General features: G+C 45.8%; 14 protein-coding genes. 13 read left to right on the forward strand and 1 reads right to left on the reverse strand.

Annotation, left to right across the window (positions count from 1 at the left end):
- Positions 1–62: 62 nt before the first annotated feature.
- Positions 63–1,697 (forward strand): bacillithiol biosynthesis cysteine-adding enzyme BshC, encoded by a 1,635-nt coding sequence (gene bshC / locus AC58QG_RS24100; protein WP_497364645.1) that lies wholly within the window; start codon positions 63–65, stop codon positions 1,695–1,697.
- A gap of 11 nt (positions 1,698–1,708) precedes the next feature.
- Positions 1,709–2,971: an adenosylhomocysteinase gene (locus AC58QG_RS24105; RefSeq protein ID WP_497364646.1), complete on the forward strand. Its 1,263-nt coding sequence runs from the start codon at positions 1,709–1,711 to the stop codon at positions 2,969–2,971.
- A 233-nt stretch (positions 2,972–3,204) separates the two neighbouring features.
- Here the strand turns inward: AC58QG_RS24105 and AC58QG_RS24110 are convergent, their stop codons facing one another.
- On the reverse strand, positions 3,205–3,423 hold the full coding sequence (locus AC58QG_RS24110) for a hypothetical protein (RefSeq protein ID WP_497364647.1): 219 nt from the start codon (positions 3,421–3,423) through the stop codon (positions 3,205–3,207).
- Positions 3,424–3,670: 247 nt separating this feature from the next.
- On the opposite strand from AC58QG_RS24110, the gene AC58QG_RS24115 reads away from it, so the two are divergent.
- The 11 genes from AC58QG_RS24115 to spoVE all read left to right on the forward strand — a co-directional run bounded on the left by AC58QG_RS24115 (position 3,671) and on the right by spoVE (position 17,773).
- Positions 3,671–4,768, forward strand: a complete 1,098-nt coding sequence (locus AC58QG_RS24115) for a DUF4349 domain-containing protein (protein ID WP_497364648.1) — start codon at positions 3,671–3,673, stop codon at positions 4,766–4,768.
- Between the two features lie 125 nt (positions 4,769–4,893).
- A complete protein-coding gene (gene mraZ / locus AC58QG_RS24120; RefSeq protein WP_056612672.1) occupies positions 4,894–5,331 on the forward strand; it encodes a division/cell wall cluster transcriptional repressor MraZ in 438 nt (145 codons plus the stop codon).
- A gap of 89 nt (positions 5,332–5,420) precedes the next feature.
- Positions 5,421–6,371, forward strand: coding sequence for a 16S rRNA (cytosine(1402)-N(4))-methyltransferase RsmH (gene rsmH / locus AC58QG_RS24125; RefSeq protein ID WP_497364649.1), 951 nt, complete (start codon positions 5,421–5,423; stop codon positions 6,369–6,371).
- An 18-nt stretch (positions 6,372–6,389) separates the two neighbouring features.
- The gene (ftsL, locus tag AC58QG_RS24130; protein ID WP_497364650.1) at positions 6,390–6,845 is read left to right on the forward strand and encodes a cell division protein FtsL; all 456 of its coding nucleotides are present in this window, start codon (positions 6,390–6,392) and stop codon (positions 6,843–6,845) included.
- Positions 6,846–6,860: 15 nt separating this feature from the next.
- Positions 6,861–9,164: a penicillin-binding transpeptidase domain-containing protein gene (locus AC58QG_RS24135; RefSeq protein ID WP_497364651.1), complete on the forward strand. Its 2,304-nt coding sequence runs from the start codon at positions 6,861–6,863 to the stop codon at positions 9,162–9,164.
- An 86-nt stretch (positions 9,165–9,250) separates the two neighbouring features.
- Positions 9,251–11,179: a stage V sporulation protein D gene (locus AC58QG_RS24140; protein ID WP_497364652.1), complete on the forward strand. Its 1,929-nt coding sequence runs from the start codon at positions 9,251–9,253 to the stop codon at positions 11,177–11,179.
- Between the two features lie 109 nt (positions 11,180–11,288).
- The gene (locus AC58QG_RS24145) at positions 11,289–12,779 is read left to right on the forward strand and encodes a UDP-N-acetylmuramoyl-L-alanyl-D-glutamate--2,6-diaminopimelate ligase (RefSeq protein WP_497364653.1); all 1,491 of its coding nucleotides are present in this window, start codon (positions 11,289–11,291) and stop codon (positions 12,777–12,779) included.
- Positions 12,776–14,158 (forward strand): UDP-N-acetylmuramoyl-tripeptide--D-alanyl-D-alanine ligase, encoded by a 1,383-nt coding sequence (locus AC58QG_RS24150; protein ID WP_497364654.1) that lies wholly within the window; start codon positions 12,776–12,778, stop codon positions 14,156–14,158. Before AC58QG_RS24145 ends, AC58QG_RS24150 begins: the two co-directional genes overlap by 4 nt.
- Positions 14,159–14,242: 84 nt before the next feature.
- Positions 14,243–15,178 (forward strand): phospho-N-acetylmuramoyl-pentapeptide-transferase, encoded by a 936-nt coding sequence (mraY, locus tag AC58QG_RS24155; RefSeq protein ID WP_497364684.1) that lies wholly within the window; start codon positions 14,243–14,245, stop codon positions 15,176–15,178.
- A 3-nt stretch (positions 15,179–15,181) separates the two neighbouring features.
- Positions 15,182–16,576: a UDP-N-acetylmuramoyl-L-alanine--D-glutamate ligase gene (gene murD, locus AC58QG_RS24160; RefSeq protein ID WP_497364655.1), complete on the forward strand. Its 1,395-nt coding sequence runs from the start codon at positions 15,182–15,184 to the stop codon at positions 16,574–16,576.
- A 99-nt stretch (positions 16,577–16,675) separates the two neighbouring features.
- Entirely contained in the window at positions 16,676–17,773 is a 1,098-nt protein-coding gene (gene spoVE, locus AC58QG_RS24165; RefSeq protein ID WP_497364656.1) for a stage V sporulation protein E, read from the forward strand.
- Positions 17,774–17,776 lie beyond the last annotated feature (3 nt).

Raw genomic sequence — 17,776 nt, forward strand, 5'->3', positions numbered from 1 at the left:
CTACCGTGTACAATCAAAGGATAGTTGTTTTATTTGTTATGAAGAGGAGACACTAGTCGCATATGCAAATGGAAACTTTTCATTGGAAGAAAAATCAGACATTAGCGGAAGATTATATAACAGGTAAAGGCAAGGCAAAATCGTTGTATCCGTATCATTTTGGAAACGAGGAAGATTGGCAAGCTCGTGTCAATTGGCTGGACGGAGCCACTGATGCCCCACATGTCCAGCGTGAGCGCCTTGTAGAGGTGCTGGAAGCCTATAATAGACGTGTAGGGAATACAGAAAAAGCTTTCGAGCATATAACAGCTTTAGGAGATCAGCAAACGCTAGCAATTGTTGGTGGCCAACAAGCAGGGTTGTTTGGCGGCCAACTCATGATTCTTTATAAGGCAATCACTATTATTCAAGCAGCTCGGGAATGGCGTGCGAGATTGAATCGTCCTGTCGTGCCTATTTTCTGGATAGCTGGTGAAGATCACGATTTCGACGAAGTTAATCACGTTCATGTTCTCTCCAACACGCAGCAGATTGAGAAGCTGAAGGTGGAGCATCCAACTGGAGTAAGGACGTCCGTGAGTCGCCTACCCCTGTCTTCTGAAGCGTGGGAAGAGGCTTTGAATAAGTTGGATCAGTCTTTAATGGATACGGAATTCAAAGCGTCCTTGTTAGATAAGATGCGTTCAGCTGTAGAAGATGGAGCGACGCTTTCAGATGCTTTTGCACGTTGGATGGCGATGCTGTTTGGCGAGTATGGGCTTGTGCTGATTGATTCCGATGAGCCTGCTCTACGGGCTCTAGAATCAGCAATGTTCGAAAGGATCATTGAGCGGAATGCTCAGTTGGCAGATTCCTTGATGCGTAGTCAAGCTGAGGTTAGTGAAGCAGGCTATGGGATTCAAGCGGAGGTTCATGAACAAGCTGCGAACTTGTTTGTTTTTGCTGAGGGTTCGCGATTACTGCTACACCGTGAGGGTGAACAATTTACAGATAAGAAAAATACGGTAACCTTCACGAAGTCAGAACTTCGTGATAAAGCGATAACGACGCCAGAACAATTGAGTAACAACGTGATGACTCGGCCTCTCATGCAAGAATATTTATTTCCGGTCTTGGCAACCGTGTTAGGTCCTGGAGAAATTGCATACTGGGCGTTGACGAAGCAAGCATTTGAGCATTTCCACTTGCGCATGCCGATCGTTTTGCCGCGAATGGAGTTTACCTTAATCGAAGGCACTATCAAGAAGCAGATGGACAAATATGAGCTCACGTTGACAGACGTCCTAGAGCGCTTTGATGAGAAGAAGCAAGCCTGGTTAGATGCGCAAGACACTCTTAAGCTTAATGAACGATTTGAAGCGGTAAAGGAATCCTTCCTTAGCACTTACGCTCCGCTTGTTGAGTCTCTTAGTGGCATTAATCCTGGCGTCAAGAAGCTTGGAGATACAAATCTAGCTAAGATCGTGGAACAAATCGATTATTTGCATCACAAAGCAAGCGAAGCCTCGCACACGCAATTCGATGCGGCGATCCGACAGCTGGACCGTGTTCGACTTACGATATTTCCGTTAGCCAAGCCCCAGGAAAGAGTGTATAATGGGTGTGCTTATCTGAATCGTTATGGGAATGCTTGGCTACATACATTAATACAGACGCCGATCCCCGTAGATGGCTTGCACCGTATCTATTATTTGTAGGAGGAACGAACATGACAACTGTAACAAACAGTATTGTAACTGACATGGCGTTAGCGCCGGATGGTCATTTGAAAATTGATTGGGTTCAGGCGCATATGCCTGTTTTGAATCGGATTCGTGAGCAATTTGAGAAAGAACAACCTTTCAAAGGCTTGAAAGTTACGATTTCCTTGCACTTGGAAGCCAAAACAGCTTACTTAGCTAAAGTAGTTCAAGCTGGAGGCGCGGAAGTTACGATCACAGGAAGCAACCCGCTTTCCACACAAGATGATGTTTGCGCGGCGCTTGTCGAAGATGGGATTACTGTATTTGCTAAGTACAACCCAAGCCCTGAAGAGTACAAAGAACTTCTAATTAAATCATTGGAATCCAAGCCGGATTTAATCATTGATGATGGTGGAGATTTAGTTTCACTCTTGCACTCAGAGCGCAAAGACTTGGCAGTTAACGTACGCGGTGGCGCAGAAGAAACGACTACGGGTATTCTTCGCTTGAAAGCGATGGAAAAAGACGGGAAACTCGGTTTCCCAATGGTTGCCGTTAATGATGCGTACTGCAAATACTTGTTCGACAACCGTTACGGAACAGGCCAATCTGTTTGGGATGGCATTAACCGTACGACGAACTTGGTTGTTGCAGGTAAAACAGTCGTTGTAGTAGGCTATGGCTGGTGTGGTAAGGGTGTGGCTATGCGTGCTAAGGGCTTAGGCGCTAATGTAATCGTGACTGAAATCGATGCGATCAAAGGCGTAGAGGCATATATGGATGGTTTCGCAGTGATGCCGATGATTGAAGCAGCTAAATTAGGCGATTTCTTCGTAACCGTTACAGGTAACCGCGATGTAATCCGTGGTGAACACTACAAAGTGATGAAGGATGGCGCGATTCTTTCTAACGCTGGTCACTTTGATGTTGAAGTAAACAAACCTGAGCTAGAAGCGATGTCTTCCTCCAAACGTACGGTTCGTCGTAATATCGAAGAATACCTACTGAACGATGGTCGTAAAGTGTATATCCTCGCTGAAGGCCGCTTAGTTAACCTAGCTGCTGGTGATGGTCACCCGGCTGAAATCATGGACATGACATTTGCGCTTCAAGCGATGTCTTTGAAGCATGTCAATGACACGTACCAAACTTTAGGCAATACCGTTGTAAATGTTCCTTATGTGCTTGATGAGCAAGTTGCTCGCTTCAAACTAGAGTCACTAGGTACTAGCGTTGATGCCCTATCTGATGAGCAAAAAGCTTACCTAGACAGCTGGGATGAGCACTAGAATGTAAATGAATGCCCTTCGGTTCACACGTGTGGACTGGAGGGCATTTTTCATTTGCGGGAAAAAACCTTTCAGCTGTTCCGGTTCCAGAAGCAACTAAATGGATTTTGTACAGCTAATTCAGACCAATTGCCCCAATTTAAATGAATAACTGGATTTCCTACAGGTAATTTTAGAGATTTTCGTCATTAGGAGCAATGGAGCAAGAATTAACAACATATTTTCCATTTAGATTAAAAATTCGGAGGTATTTTTCTGAAATAGCTGTACTTTTTCCTGTTAATTTTGGATTGTGCTTCTGTCACTGGACTTTCAGCCCCTCCAGCAGCACCTCCAGCACCTCCAGTACCTCCAGTACCTCCAGTACCTCCAGTACCTCCAGTACCTCCAGTACCTCCAGTACCTCCAGTACCTCCAGTACCTCCAGTACCTCTCCAGTAGCACCTACACACCTATAGGTAGCACCTCTAGCACTCCCAGTACCTCAAGTAGCACCTACACACCTACCGTGTGGCTTGGCACCCCCCCCCCTCCAGAGTCACGATATATCCGATACATGAACTTTTCCATCCTACTCTCCAAGTTGTCTCTAGCTAAATCCTTTATTTTTGTCGTGTGTTGTTTTTATGCAACTTTCAAGAATGGCATTCCGTTTGAAGGGTGTATAACCTAAATATGGAAATGGGAGGCGTGGTTAACATGGGGGGTAAGCATAGAACTAAGTACAGAACAAGTTTAACAGGGTTAATTGTATTTTGTATGTTGGTGTCTGGTGTCCTTGCTGGTTGCAGTTCCTCTTCGCAGAGCAAACAAGAATCATCTTTGGCTGTTTCAAAAGAGGGCATGCTGCAAGTTCAATCTTCCGGCGCGACAGCGGATCAAGCCGCAAGCGCCAAAGATATGAACACGAGCAATGCGGCTCCTGCGGCCCAAGCCAAGGAAGCCAATATCAAAGCTGCTGCATCAGATGGGAAGACAGCCGCGCCCAATGTAGTTATGTCTGTGAGTGGGAACGACCAAGAAGCTGGCTTTAACCGCAAGCTTATTTATCGAGCTAATCTTGTGATGCCTGTGGAGGATTACGCGAAAGCCCAAACCGCATTGCGAGATCTGGTTGCACTAAGCGGCGCCTACATTCTACAGTTCTCCGAGAATGCCAATACGGGTGAAAAGGGCGGAACCTACACGATAAAAGTAGCGGCGAATGGCTTTGTATCCATGCTGGACGGCCTAGAGAAGCTGAGCCCTTCGCTTCAAAGAAATGTGCAAGGGCAAGACGTGACGGAAGAGTACGTGGATCTTAGCTCTCGTTTAACAGCCAAACAGCTTGTCGAGACTAGACTGCTTAGCTTTATGGAGAAGGCTTCGAAGACCGACGACCTCCTTGCCTTTTCGAACGAGCTAGCAAAGGTGCAAGAGACTATTGAGCAAATCAAAGGAAGAATGCGATACTTGGATCAAAATGTTTCGTATTCCACGATTGAGTTGCGCATGTATCAACAAACAGGTAAAAAGCCGCTGCTTTCTGACCCGAATGAACTAACTTTAGCGGAACGCGTTGAGAAGGCATGGGGCTCTAGTCTGAATGTATTGGTCGCTGTTTTGCAAGGAGTCCTCGTTTTTCTAGCAGCCGCGGTACCGGTTTTGGTGCTTTTACTCGTCATTGTTGTCCCAATATGGGTATACAGACGCAAGAGGATCTCACAGTTGAAGGAATTGCGTTTGCAGTTGAAAGAGCAAAATGCATCTGAAAACGCACTTGATGGTACGGAACAAGGAACAAAAGGCACAGAATAGACCCAAAAAATGAAATAAATTTAATTAATCCTGCTAACTAAGCAGGATTTCTTTTATTTTTAGCGAATATTGATTCAAATGTGGTGGAAAGTGGTACAAAGTGGAGGGAAAGGGGGCAAGATGCTATGTTTATGGGTGAATATCAACATAGCATTGACGAGAAAGGCCGAATGATTATTCCGGCTAAATTTCGTGAAGCCCTTGGCGAAGCTTTTGTCATCACCCGTGGTTTAGATCAATGCTTATTCGTTTACCCGCAATCCGAATGGTTAATTCTCGAACAGAAGCTGAAAGCATTGCCATTAATGAAGTCAGATGCACGTGCCTTTACCCGGTTTTTCTTCTCCGGTGCAACAGAGTGTGAGCTTGATAAGCAAGGGAGAGCCAACATTCCAAGCAATCTCGTCGACCATGCCAAGTTAGAGAAAGATTGTGTCGTAATCGGAGTTTCTAATCGTGTGGAGATTTGGAGTAAGCAAGTTTGGGAAAGCTATGCCAATGAGTCTGAACAATCATTCAATGAAATAGCAGAGAAGCTGGTCGATTTTAATTTTGATTTATAGAAATATAGCGTGGAGTTTTGCTGAAGCAAAACTAAGATTATGCTTACGAAGTCAGTTTTGCCAAGGCAAAACTTTTAGGAGGACAACGAGTGTTTCATCATGTGACTGTACTTAAAGAAGAATCTGTAGAAGGTTTACATATAAAACCTGACGGCGTTTACGTGGATTGTACAATGGGAGGTGCTGGGCATAGCTCGTTAATTGCATCCAAACTAGGTCCAGAAGGATTGTTGATTGCCCTTGATCAAGATGATGTTGCTCTGGCAAACGCGCAAACCGTGCTGGCTCCTTATCTGGACCGTGTAGCGATTATCAAAAGTAACTTCAGAGATATCGAGCTAGTCTTACGTGGAGTACCCAAAGCAATGCGGGATGGAAAGCCGCAGGTTGATGGCATTTTGTTCGATCTGGGAGTATCCTCTCCGCAACTGGATGATGGTGATCGCGGTTTTAGCTACAATCATGATGCAGAACTCGACATGAGAATGGATCGGGATACATCATTAACCGCCAAAACAATTGTGAATGAGTGGCCTGCTGATCAAATTGCCAAAGTGTTATTCGAATATGGTGAAGAGAAGTTCTCAAGACGAATCGCAGGTGTAATTGTCGAAGCACGTGCTAAGAAAGCAATTGAAACAACTGGGGAGCTAGTTGAATTGATCAAAGAGGGGATTCCAGCTGCCGCTAGACGGACTGGCGGTCACCCGGCTAAACGTAGCTTCCAAGCGTTGCGAATCGCTGTGAATGACGAACTGGGAGCGTTTGAAGATGCGCTGCAGCAATCACTTAACTGTTTGGCGCCTCAGGGACGCATTGCGGTCATCACGTTCCACTCTTTGGAGGATCGCATCTGTAAACAATTTTTCGTGAAAAATGTAGAGAAATGTACCTGTCCGCCTGCTTTTCCAATGTGTGTTTGCGAGAAGGCTGGAGATTTAAAACTGGTTACCCGCAAACCTATTTTACCTAGTGAACAGGAACTGGAAGTGAATCAGCGAGCTAGATCGGCGAAGCTGCGTATTGCAGAAAAGCTTTGACCAAGGGAGGAAAAAGCGATGTCATCCTATATTCAAGGTAATTTGGCACTTGATCCGAAACGCAAACCGAATCCACAACAGCGTGTAAAGATAAAAGAAACAACCAAGGTTGTTTACCGCAATTCCTCATTGCCTGCACAAGAAAAAATGCTCTATCTATTCACGGTCGTCCTTTGTGTCATTGTTGCCGGAGTTATCATTTGGCGGTTTGCTGCTATCTATCAGATGAATGCGAATATTTTGAAAATGCAAGGTGAGATCCGTGAAATTCAAGCGCAGAACAGCGCACTTAAGCAAGAAGTAGAGAAACTGCAAAGTCCTGATCGTTTAAAAGAGGAAGCTGTGCGCCTCGGGTTTAATTTACAAGATGAGAAGCAAGGTAATGTAGTAGCTCAAACGACTACGAAATCGAAAACTAGTACAACAACTGCTACAACGAGTGGCAAAAGTACGAAATCAGCTTCTAAACCGTAACAGGCAGGTACTCATATGACTAAAAAAATTAAGCTGCGTTCTTTGCTAATCGGAGGGTTTTTCACCCTTCTTTTTGTTGTCCTCATGGTTAAAGTCTATTGGATCCAAGTCGTAGAAGCTTCCTGGTTGCTAGAGAGGGCCGAGAAGAGATGGGAAACGGATAAGGTGCTAGCTCCAGTCCGCGGTTCTATTTTGGACCGCAATGATAAGGTGCTTGCCGTAGAGGCAACGGCCTATACGATAGCCCTAAATCCGAAGGTAATCGATGCGTTGCACATTGCGGAGGATGTGACCCAAGGGTTAGCCGATATTTTGAAGGAATCCGAGGCTCTGCGTGCAGATCTAGTAAATAAGATTCGAAAGAGCGCAACGAAGAAGAACTTGGATGGCACGGACTTTGCTGCTAACGTAGAAGTGAGGAATGAAGGCTGGAAGATTGATAAAGAGAAAGCGGATCAAGTCCGTGTACTCATCGCTGATCTTCAAACCAAGCTCAAACTGGGCTCTAAAGCATTAGTAGGGATTTCAATTCTAGAGGATAAGAAGCGATACTATCCAGGTGAAACTTTGGCATCTCATATCCTCGGGTATACGAATAAGGAAGGCGAAGCAGCACTGGGGATGGAGCTGAGATTAAACGATACGCTGAAGGGTGTTCCCGGTATGCTAAGCTATGAGAAGGATGGCAAAGGCGTAGAGCTTCCCGATGCGAAAGTGAATTTTAAGCCCGCAGAAGACGGAAATAATGTGAGACTTACGATTGATAAAAACATTCAATTTTACTTAGAGAGCGCTTTAGCTAAAGTGAATGACAAGTGGCACCCGAAAAGCCTAACGGCCATAGCGGTTGATCCCAAAACGATGGAAATTCTAGGAATGGCCAATACACCAACCTTTAATCCGAATACATACTGGAACTATGATCCACAGAAAGATTTTAGAAACGGTGCCATTTCTTCCCGATATGAGCCAGGTTCTACATTTAAGTTAGTAACCCTAGCAGGTGCTGTAGAAGAAGGGGTTTTCAATCCGACGGAAACCTATCAATCGGGTGCGATTAAAGTGTCAGACCGCGTGCTCCATGACCATAATCTCGTCGGGTGGGGGAAGATCTCGTTTTTAGAAGGACTTAAACGGTCCAGTAACGTTGCCTTTGTGAAGCTGGGGATTGAGAAACTGACACAGACTAAACTTAGCGAATATATTGAGAAGTTTGGCTTTGAGCAGAAAACAAACATTGATATGCCAGGTGAAGTTTCGGGTCTTATTGATATGAAATATCCATCTGAGTACGCAACAGCAACCTATGGACAAGGGAAAGTCGTTGTTACCGCCATTCAACAAACTGCAGCTTACGCAGCAATCGCCAATGGCGGTAAATTGATGTGGCCGCATATTGTGAAGGACATCGTTGATCCGAAAACAGGCAAAGTGGTAACAGCGTTTGAACCCCAAGTGATCAGACAAGTTGTAAGCCCGCAAACAGCTGCCACAGTGAGTGGCTACTTAGAGCAAGTCGTCTCGGACCAAGAAGTCGGGACTGGTAAACTCGCTTTTATGGAAGATTATCGAATTGCAGGTAAAACAGGGACAGCGAATATCGTACTTCCAGGTGAAAAAACGTATTCATCCGATACATGGGTTATCTCGTTTATTGGCTATGCGCCTGTAGAAGATCCACGCATTTTAATTACACTGATCGCGGATCAGCCTGATCTTGGTGGAAACTATCATTTAGGCGGGCAAGTCCTCGCACCTGCGTTCAAGGAAATCGTAGGCGAGTCTTTGCAGTATATGGGTGTGCCATCGAGTAAAAAGCCGAAAACCGTAACGAAAGAAGCAAATCGATTGAGTGTACCGAACTTTATGGATGTTACTTCGACGAATGCAAAAGGAACTGCCAAGGATATTGGACTATCACTTGAAGTGTTTGGTAAAGGGGAGAAAGTGGTTGATCAATTCCCGAAGGCTGGTACTCAAATATTGTCTACACAGCACATTTATGTTGCCATGCAGCCTGTAGAGGAGATGCCTCTACCAAATCTAGTAGGCAGATCGCTGAGAGATGCTGTAGAGACGTGTTCCTTCTTCAAGATTGATTGTCAAACTTCCGGTGAAGGTTATGTGTCTGAGCAATCTGCTGCTGGTGAAAGTCGAGGGGTTACCCTTCAACTTAAGCCGCTAGGGGATAAATCAGAAACGTCAGGAACAGGGGCAGGATCTACGCCTGTTGCAACACCTTCCGGTTCACCGCAGCCTACACCATCGCCAAACGTCAAAACGGAGACACAACGCACAACGTCAAATAAGCAGCGATAGTGAACAGCTTGTTCTAACCCCTGTTTGTCCCGAATAGTCATGTTAGGAATGAACATGACAATAGTGGGAAGGGAGACTGAACGTTCATGCGGGCTTCTAACGTTACCGTTCGTCGCAGATTGTTTACGGCGTTAATCATTGGAACTGTCATCTTTACAGCACTTATCATTCGTTTAGCCTATGTTCAACTTTGGATTGGACAAGACCTCGCGAAGATGGCGGAGGAAAGCTGGCGAAGAGAGATCGCATTCGCACCTAAACGGGGGGAAATTCAGGACCGTAACGGGCTGACTCTGACGTATAGTATGAGTACACCAACGATTATTGCCATTCCCGTGCAAATTCAAGACGCCCGTGGTACAGCTGCTAAGCTTGCAGAAGTGCTGGAAGGCAATGAAGAAGATATTTACAAGCAAATTACTAAAAAAACCTCGCAAAACAATATAAGACCTTCTGGTCGTAAAATTTCAATTGAGAAAGCGCAAGAGGTTAGAAAATTGGAACTGCCAGGTATCGTTGTAGCGGAAGACAATAAAAGATATTATCCGTATGGTTCTCTTGCGGCACATATCCTTGGCTTTGCGGGGATCGACAAAGGCTTGACTGGCATTGAGTCGAAATATAATTCGCAATTAACAGGGCTTGCAGGCAGTATTTCCTATATGACGGATGCTGCAGGTCGTAAATTAATAGGTACTACAGATGTGTATACACCGCCCAAAGATGGGCTGAACGTGAAGCTGACTATCGACAGCCATTTGCAATCGGTAATGGAACGTTCATTAGATCAAGCGATGGTGCAATATCAAGCGCAGAATGTCATTGCCATCATGATGGATCCGAATACTGGCGAAATCCTGTCAATGGGTAGTCGTCCGACCTATGACCCTAGCAAATATATGGAGTCACCAGCAGAAACCTATAATCGGAATTTACCTATTTGGAAAACGTATGAGCCTGGTTCTACATTCAAGATTATTACTCTTGCCGCAGCGCTTGAAGAAAAGAAAGTAGATCTAAAGAATGAACAGTTCTATGATCCAGGTTCCATTGAAGTGGGGGGCGCCCGGTTGCGATGTTGGAAACGTGGTGGACACGGCAGTGAAACGATGCTGCAGGTTGTTCAAAACTCATGTAACCCGGGTTTCGTCGTGATGGGACAGCGATTAGGGAAAGAGAAATTGTTTGACTATATTTCCCGATTTGGTTTTGGTAAAAAGACAGGTATTGATCTTGGCGGAGAAGAGAACGGGATTATGTTCAAACCATCGCAGGTAGGTCCTGTTGAGCTAGCGACGACAGCTTTCGGTCAAGGGGTTTCCGTTACACCTATTCAACAAATTACGGCTGTTTCCGCTGCAATCAACGGTGGCAAGCTGTTTAAACCCTATGTTGCCAAATCCTTCTCCAATCCAGAAACGGGTGAAGTAGTTGATGTTGTGGAGCCAGAGTTAGTGCGAAATGTCATCTCTGAGGATACGTCCAGACAAGTTCGTGAAGCGCTGGAGAGCGTTGTAGCGAAAGGGACGGGCCGCAACGCGTTTATTGACGGCTATCGTGTTGGCGGGAAAACAGGAACTGCACAGAAGGTTATCAATGGACGTTATTCACCAGATGAGCATATCGTGTCATTCATTGGTTTTGCGCCAGCGGATAATCCCAAAATTGTTGTCTATGCAGCTGTGGACGATCCGAAAGGGATTCAATTCGGGGGTCTGATTGCAGCGCCATTAGTAAGAGATATCATGGCAGATGCTTTGCGTTATATGAAGGTAGAGCCAGACAAAAATCAACTTGACAAAGAGTACCGCTATGGCGAAATTCCTGTTGTTGAAGTTCCGGACTTGGTTGGAGCGTCAGTTGATGATATATTAGAAGACCTGAACATGAATTTTAAGCTGGCCAAGTCAGGGAATGGGAAATATGTCATCTCGCAAGCACCTAAAGCAGGGTCACGGGTAGATCAAGGCTCAACCATTCGTATTTTCTTGTCAGATGTTGATCCTGAGAAGTAGGGATCACGGCAGAAATAAAAAAAGATTTACAAAGAAGACATGTTTGGCTTTTCTACTCGCATAAAATTGTCCATAATAGATAGGGATATCAAGGAAGAGAGGGTTGTTTATGAAACTGCAGGAGCTTGCTTCCGCACTGCTCATTACCCATATACATGGCGATAATAATACGGAGATTACGGGAATTGAGGCAGACTCTCGTAAAATAAAACCTGGGGATTTGTTTTTCTGTATCCCTGGCTTACAGCTTGACGGTCACGACTACGCCCCTAAAGCGATTGCGCTAGGGGCTTCTGCGCTTGTAACGGAACGAGTGCTGGACGTTCCTGTCCCACAGCTTGTTGTGAAAGATGCCCGCTATGCGATGGCGGCCCTTTCTGCTCATTTTTTCGGCTATCCTAGTAAAGAGATCAAAATGATCGGTATTACTGGGACGAATGGTAAAACAACCTCTACGTATTTACTTGAGAAAATCATCGCGGATCAAGGCTATGTGACAGGATTAATGGGCAATATCCATATCAAAATTGGTGATAACTACATAGAAAATAAAGCGACGAATACACAGGAATCGATTGAGCTTCAACGAATACTGCGCAAAATGGCGGATCAAGGTGTGCAATATTGTGTTATGGAGGTTACTTCAAGTGGCTTAGATATGGGAAGGGTGAAGGGAGTCCATTTCCGTTCGAGCATTTTTACGAATCTTACGCAAGATCATTTGAATGAACATAAAACAATGGAAGCGTATGCTGCTGCGAAAGGGTTGTTATTTTCCAGACTTGGAAATGGCTTCTCTGCAGATCCAGATTCCAAGCAATATGCGATTCTCAATGTGGATGATGAAACATCACATATGTTGAATAAACTAACTGCTGCACAAGTCATTACTTACGGCATTGACAATGAAAGCGATGTGAGAGCTACAGATATTCGTATGTCGGCAAAAGGTACGGAATTTCTATTGAAATCCTTTGCTGGTGATACGTTTATCCGCATGCAATTAGTCGGTAAATTCAATGTTTATAACGCACTTGGGGCCATTGCGGCTGCATTGGCAGAAGGGTTCAAATTAGAAGCTATTCGTGATAGTCTAGAACGTATTGCACTTGTAGAAGGCAGAATGGAAGTTGTGAATGAGGGACAGGATTTTCTGGTGCTCGTTGATTATGCACATACCCCAGATGGTTTAGAGAATGCCCTCTCAACGGTAAGTGAGTTTGCTGAAGGCAGGATTATTACCGTATTTGGCTGCGGCGGTGATCGCGACAGAACAAAGCGTCCCATCATGGGGAAAGTTGCTGCGAATTATAGTGACTTTGTGTTTGTGACGTCGGATAACCCTCGTACGGAAGATCCTGAAGCGATTCTTGCGGATATTGTACCGGGGTTGAAGGATGTTAATTACCCAGACAATCAGTATATTTTACTGGCAGATCGCAAAAAAGCGATACAAAAGGCTATTGAAGGGGCAGGCCCTAAAGATGTAATATTGATAGCGGGAAAAGGCCACGAAACGTATCAGGATATCATGGGCGTTAAGCATGATTTCGACGATCGTTTGGTGGCTAAGGCTGCGATTAGGGGGAGAACACAGTGATTCAACGTACATTAGATCAAATAGCAACGATGCTCCGCAGCGAAGTGCCCGGTGTTCAAGGTGGAATTTCGATTACAGGAGTTTCTACAGATACGCGTTCGATTCAGGCTGGCAGTCTGTTTATCCCGCTTATCGGAGAAAATTTTGATGGTCACGATTATGCGGAAGATGCTTTTCAAAAAGGGGCTGCGGCCATTCTCTGGCAAGAGGATCACGGTGTGGTGCCTAACGGCATTCCCCATATCCTTGTCGAAGATACGCTTACGGCACTTCAGAACTTGGCAAAAACCTACCGCAAAGAGCTTTCTGTACGCATCATCGGGATTACGGGAAGTAACGGGAAGACGACTACCAAAGATTTGGTAGCAGCTGTGCTGGGCAGTACTTATGAGGTTCATAAAACGAAGGGAAACCTGAATAACCATATCGGTTTACCGCTTACGCTTCTGCTTCTTGATGAAACGACGCAATTTGCTGTCGTCGAAATGGGTATGAGTGGACGCGGCGAAATCGCTTTGCTGTCTGAACTAGCTGAGCCCGAAGCTGCCATCATTACAATGATCGGTGAGTCTCATATGCTTCAGTTGGGCTCCAGGGATGAGATTGCTCGGGCGAAAGCGGAGATTGTTACTGGCATGCCGAGTGATAGTTTGATCATCTATAACGGAGATGAGCCGTTAATTGAACAAGCACTGGGTGAGCTAGATCTGCCGTCAGGTCTGCGTCGCATTCGTTTCGGCCAGGAGCAAGGCAATGATCGTTACCCAACGGATATCCGTATGGATGCGGAAGGGGCCTATTTCACGATCAATTCACCGGGCTACCCGGAATTGTTCATTCCGTTGCTCGGCACGCATAACGTCGTGAACGCACTCGCGGCCATTGCCGTCGGCGAGACCTTCGGTGTCTCGCCCGAAGGAATTGCAGCGGGGCTTCGCGCGCTGCAGATGACAAGCATGCGCATCGAGAAGCTCACGGCAGCCTCTGGGCTGACCGTGCTTAACGATGCGTACAACGCCAGCCCCGCCTCCATGCGGGCGGCGATTGCCTTGACCGAGCAGCTGAGCGGCTTCGGTCGGAAGTTCCTCGTGCTCGGCGACATGCTGGAGCTTGGCGAGCACGAAGAGCAGTTCCATCGCGGCATTGGCGCGATGCTGTCTCCGGAACGTGTAGACTACGTCTTCACGTTCGGTCGTCTCGGCCGCTTCATCGCGGATGAAGCGACTCAGCACTTCCCGGAGGCGCAGGTGCGCGCCTACGACGACAAGGCGCAGCTCGCGGAGGAACTCGCTGCGCTCGCACGCGCCGAGGATCTCGTGCTCGTGAAGGGCTCGCGTGGCATGCGGCTTGAGCAGGTTGTCCAAAGCTTACTAGCCTAATAATCGTGATAGAGTTAAAGATATGAACTAGAGTGACGGAAATGAGCAGGGGGAACCAACGTGGAAAACGCGGTATTATTAACAATGGGTGTGGCATTTGTGCTTGCGCTAATCATGGGGCCATTATGTATACCTATTTTACGACGAATGAAATTTGGGCAACAAATTCGTGAGGATGGCCCTCAAGGGCATCTCAAAAAACAAGGTACACCAACGATGGGCGGCGTCATCATTTTGCTTGCGCTTTCCTTGGCAACGCTTCGTTTTGCGGATAAAAATACAGATTTACTCATTCTTTTATTGGCCTCATTAGGATATGGACTTGTTGGCTTCCTCGACGACTATATCAAAATTATTTTTAAGCGTTCATTGGGACTAACAGCCAAACAAAAGCTTTTCGGTCAATTATTGATTTCAGCCATTGTCTGCTATTTACTTATTATGCAGGGACACAGCACAGATATTTATATACCATTCGTTTCTTATCATATGAATGCAGGTTGGTTGTATTTCCCATTAATGGCTATCCTGATGCTAGGCGCTTCGAATGCGGTTAACTTTACAGATGGCTTGGACGGCTTGTTAGCGGGGACAAGTGCAATTGCATTTGGTGCCTATACCATCATAGCCATGAATAATACACAGCCTGAAGCAGCCATCTTCTCAGCAGCTATGGTTGGCGCGGTACTCGGATTTCTCGTCTTCAATGCTCACCCGGCCAAGGTCTTCATGGGAGACACGGGTTCACTAGGTATCGGTGGTGGACTTGTCGCTGTAGCGATCTTAACGAAAGCAGAACTTCTTCTTGCGATTATTGGCGGTGTATTCTTGATCGAAATCTTATCCGTTGTGATCCAAGTCGTTTCTTTCAAAACAAGAAAAAAACGCGTATTCAAGATGAGTCCGATTCATCATCACTTTGAATTGGTTGGTTGGTCCGAATGGCGAGTTGTTATTACTTTCTGGGTTGTAGGTCTCGTACTTGCCGTGCTCGGATTATATATGAATGAGGTGTTGTAGAACATGAAGCATCCGCGGGATTATCGTGGACTTGAAGTGGTCGTACTTGGCTTGGCTCGCAGCGGTGTCGCTGCAGCTAAGCTTTTTCATCAAAAGGGAGCAATCGTCACTGTCAATGACAAAAAGGAACGTAGTGCATGCCCTGAAGCCGACGAATTGGAGGCTCTGGGTATTTCTGTTGTATGTGGGTTTCATCCGGAGTCCCTCGTGCATGAAGGGGTTGCGTTAGTTGTCAAAAACCCTGGGATCCCTTATTCCGTAGAACCGATTCGTAAAGCAGAAGAGCTGGGCATTGAGGTTGTGACGGAGGTTGAGGTTGCTTATCAATTTTGTGAAGCGCCAATCATTGGAATTACAGGCTCCAATGGGAAAACGACGACAACAACGCTGATTGGCTTGATGTTGGATGCTGCTGGCTTACAGCCTGTTGTCGCAGGTAACATAGGTCGTGCGCTTACGGAAGCGACACCTGAGGTGACAGCTGAGAACTGGATGGTTGTGGAATTAAGCTCCTTTCAATTAAAGGGGACCACAGCGTTCCGTCCAACAATTGGCTTGCTGTTAAATTTATATGAAACCCATTTGGACTACCATGGCTCAATGGATGACTATATCGCTTCTAAAGCCAAACTTTTTGTTAATCAGACGGAGACGGATACAGCGATTTTAAATTGGGATGATGCTGTGTGTCAGCGTCTAATGCCAAGTCTGAAGGCCAAACAATTCCATTTTTCGATGAAAGAAAAATTGGAAACAGGCGTCTATTTGGATGCGGAGACGGATTGTCTTGTGTATGCGAACGGTCAGGCATCCATTCAAACTATCATGCCGGCGTCCGAAATGGGCATACCAGGCAGCTTCAACGTTGAGAATGCGTTAGCAGCTGCTGCAGCGGCCATTACAGCTGGTGTTGACCTATCGACAATCGCTAGTGTGCTTAGAAGCTTCCAAGGCGTTGAGCATCGTCTAGAGCTCGTTAGGAAACTAGATGGAGTTACTTTCTATAATAACTCGAAAGCAACGAATTCAGCTGCTTCCGTGAAGTCAATTGAAGCCTTCAATCAACCTATCGTTTTGATTGCCGGTGGATTGGATCGTGGATCGGATTATATGGAATTGTTGCCAACCTTCCGCGAACGCATCAAAGGAATTGTAACTTTAGGGCAAACAAGAGAGAAAATTAGGCATATTGCCGAATTGGCAGGGATTAGCAAGGTTCAAACCGTCGATACTGCTAAGGATGCAGCGGACGCGGTTTCACAAGCCGTTCAGCTTGCCTGGCAAATGAGTGAGCAAGGGGACGTTGTTCTCCTATCACCAGCTTGTGCGAGTTGGGATATGTTTCCATCCTTTGAGGACAGGGGACGCATGTTTAAGGAGTCCGTGCATAACCTTTAAGTAGGGCTTATCCACTCGAATGGACTAGTACTTGAACGGGCATATGTCTGTTAACTAGCCCATAAAAGGGAGCCCACAACTGACAAAGAGGTGTCTGTAATGGGTAAAGCACGCTCCACTCCTGATATTTGGATTATTATTCCAACCTTGCTGCTTTTGACAATCGGCGTTATTATGGTCTACAGCGCTAGTAGTGTACTTGCATTTCGTGAGTTTGGAGATTCTTTTTATTATTTAAAAAGACAACTCATCTTCGCTGTACTGGGAATTGTAGCGATGTTCTTCACCATGAATGTTGATTATTTGGTATGGAAACGATTTGCTAAATTGGCGTTGTTTATTTGTTTTGGTATGCTCGTGATTGTATTGATTCCCGGTATCGGGGTCATTCGTGGTGGTGCTAGAAGCTGGCTAGGGATTGGAGCATTCGGAATTCAACCTTCTGAATTTATGAAAATAGGGATGATCCTCTTTCTTTCTAAAATGCTGTCCGAAAATCAATCCAAGATCACAACACTGACCAAAGGGTTAATGCCGCCTCTAGGTATTATGGGATTGGCGTTCGGTCTCATCATGCTGCAGCCTGACTTAGGAACAGGCGTTGTACTTGTTGGTGCTTCCCTATTAATCATCTACACTGCTGGTGCGAGATTGCTTCATCTCTCATATCTAGGTATGATAGGGGTTGCGGGTTTTGTCGGACTTGTTATTGCCGCTCCCTATCGACTTAAACGGATAACAGCTTTTCTAGACCCTTGGCAGGACCCGCTTGGCGCTGGCTATCAATCTATTCAATCTTTGTATGCGATTGGACCAGGCGGGCTTGTGGGGCTTGGACTCGGGATGAGCCGGCAGAAGTATAGTTACTTACCTGAGCCGCAAACTGATTTTATTTTTTCCATTATCGCAGAAGAACTTGGTTTTATTGGAGGTACCTTAGTCCTGCTACTCTTCACCATCTTAGTATGGCGGGGGATGCGCGCAGCCATTACGGCACCGGACACGTTTGCCAGCTTAATTGCAGTTGGAATTATCGGCATGGTCGCCGTACAAGTCATTATTAACATCGGTGTTGTTATTGGAATGTTTCCAGTAACGGGTATTACACTGCCTTTCATAAGTGCAGGGGGGTCTTCACTGACACTCATGCTGACATCTGTCGGCATCCTGCTTAATATATCCCGCTATTCGAGGTGACAG

The sequence above is a fragment of the Paenibacillus sp. J22P169 genome, assembly GCF_059691995.1.

Excerpts from the sequence above, each read along its gene's own strand:
- AC58QG_RS24140 (WP_497364652.1), top strand. The coding sequence starts at position 9,251 with ATGCGGGCTTCTAACGTTACCGTTCGTCGCAGATTGTTTACGGCGTTA.
- AC58QG_RS24135 (WP_497364651.1), top strand. The coding sequence starts at position 6,861 with ATGACTAAAAAAATTAAGCTGCGTTCTTTGCTAATCGGAGGGTTTTTC.
- AC58QG_RS24145 (WP_497364653.1), top strand. The coding sequence starts at position 11,289 with ATGAAACTGCAGGAGCTTGCTTCCGCACTGCTCATTACCCATATACAT.
- mraZ (WP_056612672.1), top strand. The coding sequence starts at position 4,894 with ATGTTTATGGGTGAATATCAACATAGCATTGACGAGAAAGGCCGAATG.
- spoVE (WP_497364656.1), top strand. The coding sequence starts at position 16,676 with ATGGGTAAAGCACGCTCCACTCCTGATATTTGGATTATTATTCCAACC.
- AC58QG_RS24105 (WP_497364646.1), top strand. The coding sequence starts at position 1,709 with ATGACAACTGTAACAAACAGTATTGTAACTGACATGGCGTTAGCGCCG.
- AC58QG_RS24115 (WP_497364648.1), top strand. The coding sequence starts at position 3,671 with ATGGGGGGTAAGCATAGAACTAAGTACAGAACAAGTTTAACAGGGTTA.
- mraY (WP_497364684.1), top strand. The coding sequence starts at position 14,243 with ATGGGTGTGGCATTTGTGCTTGCGCTAATCATGGGGCCATTATGTATA.
- bshC (WP_497364645.1), top strand. The coding sequence starts at position 63 with ATGCAAATGGAAACTTTTCATTGGAAGAAAAATCAGACATTAGCGGAA.
- murD (WP_497364655.1), top strand. The coding sequence starts at position 15,182 with ATGAAGCATCCGCGGGATTATCGTGGACTTGAAGTGGTCGTACTTGGC.
- ftsL (WP_497364650.1), top strand. The coding sequence starts at position 6,390 with ATGTCATCCTATATTCAAGGTAATTTGGCACTTGATCCGAAACGCAAA.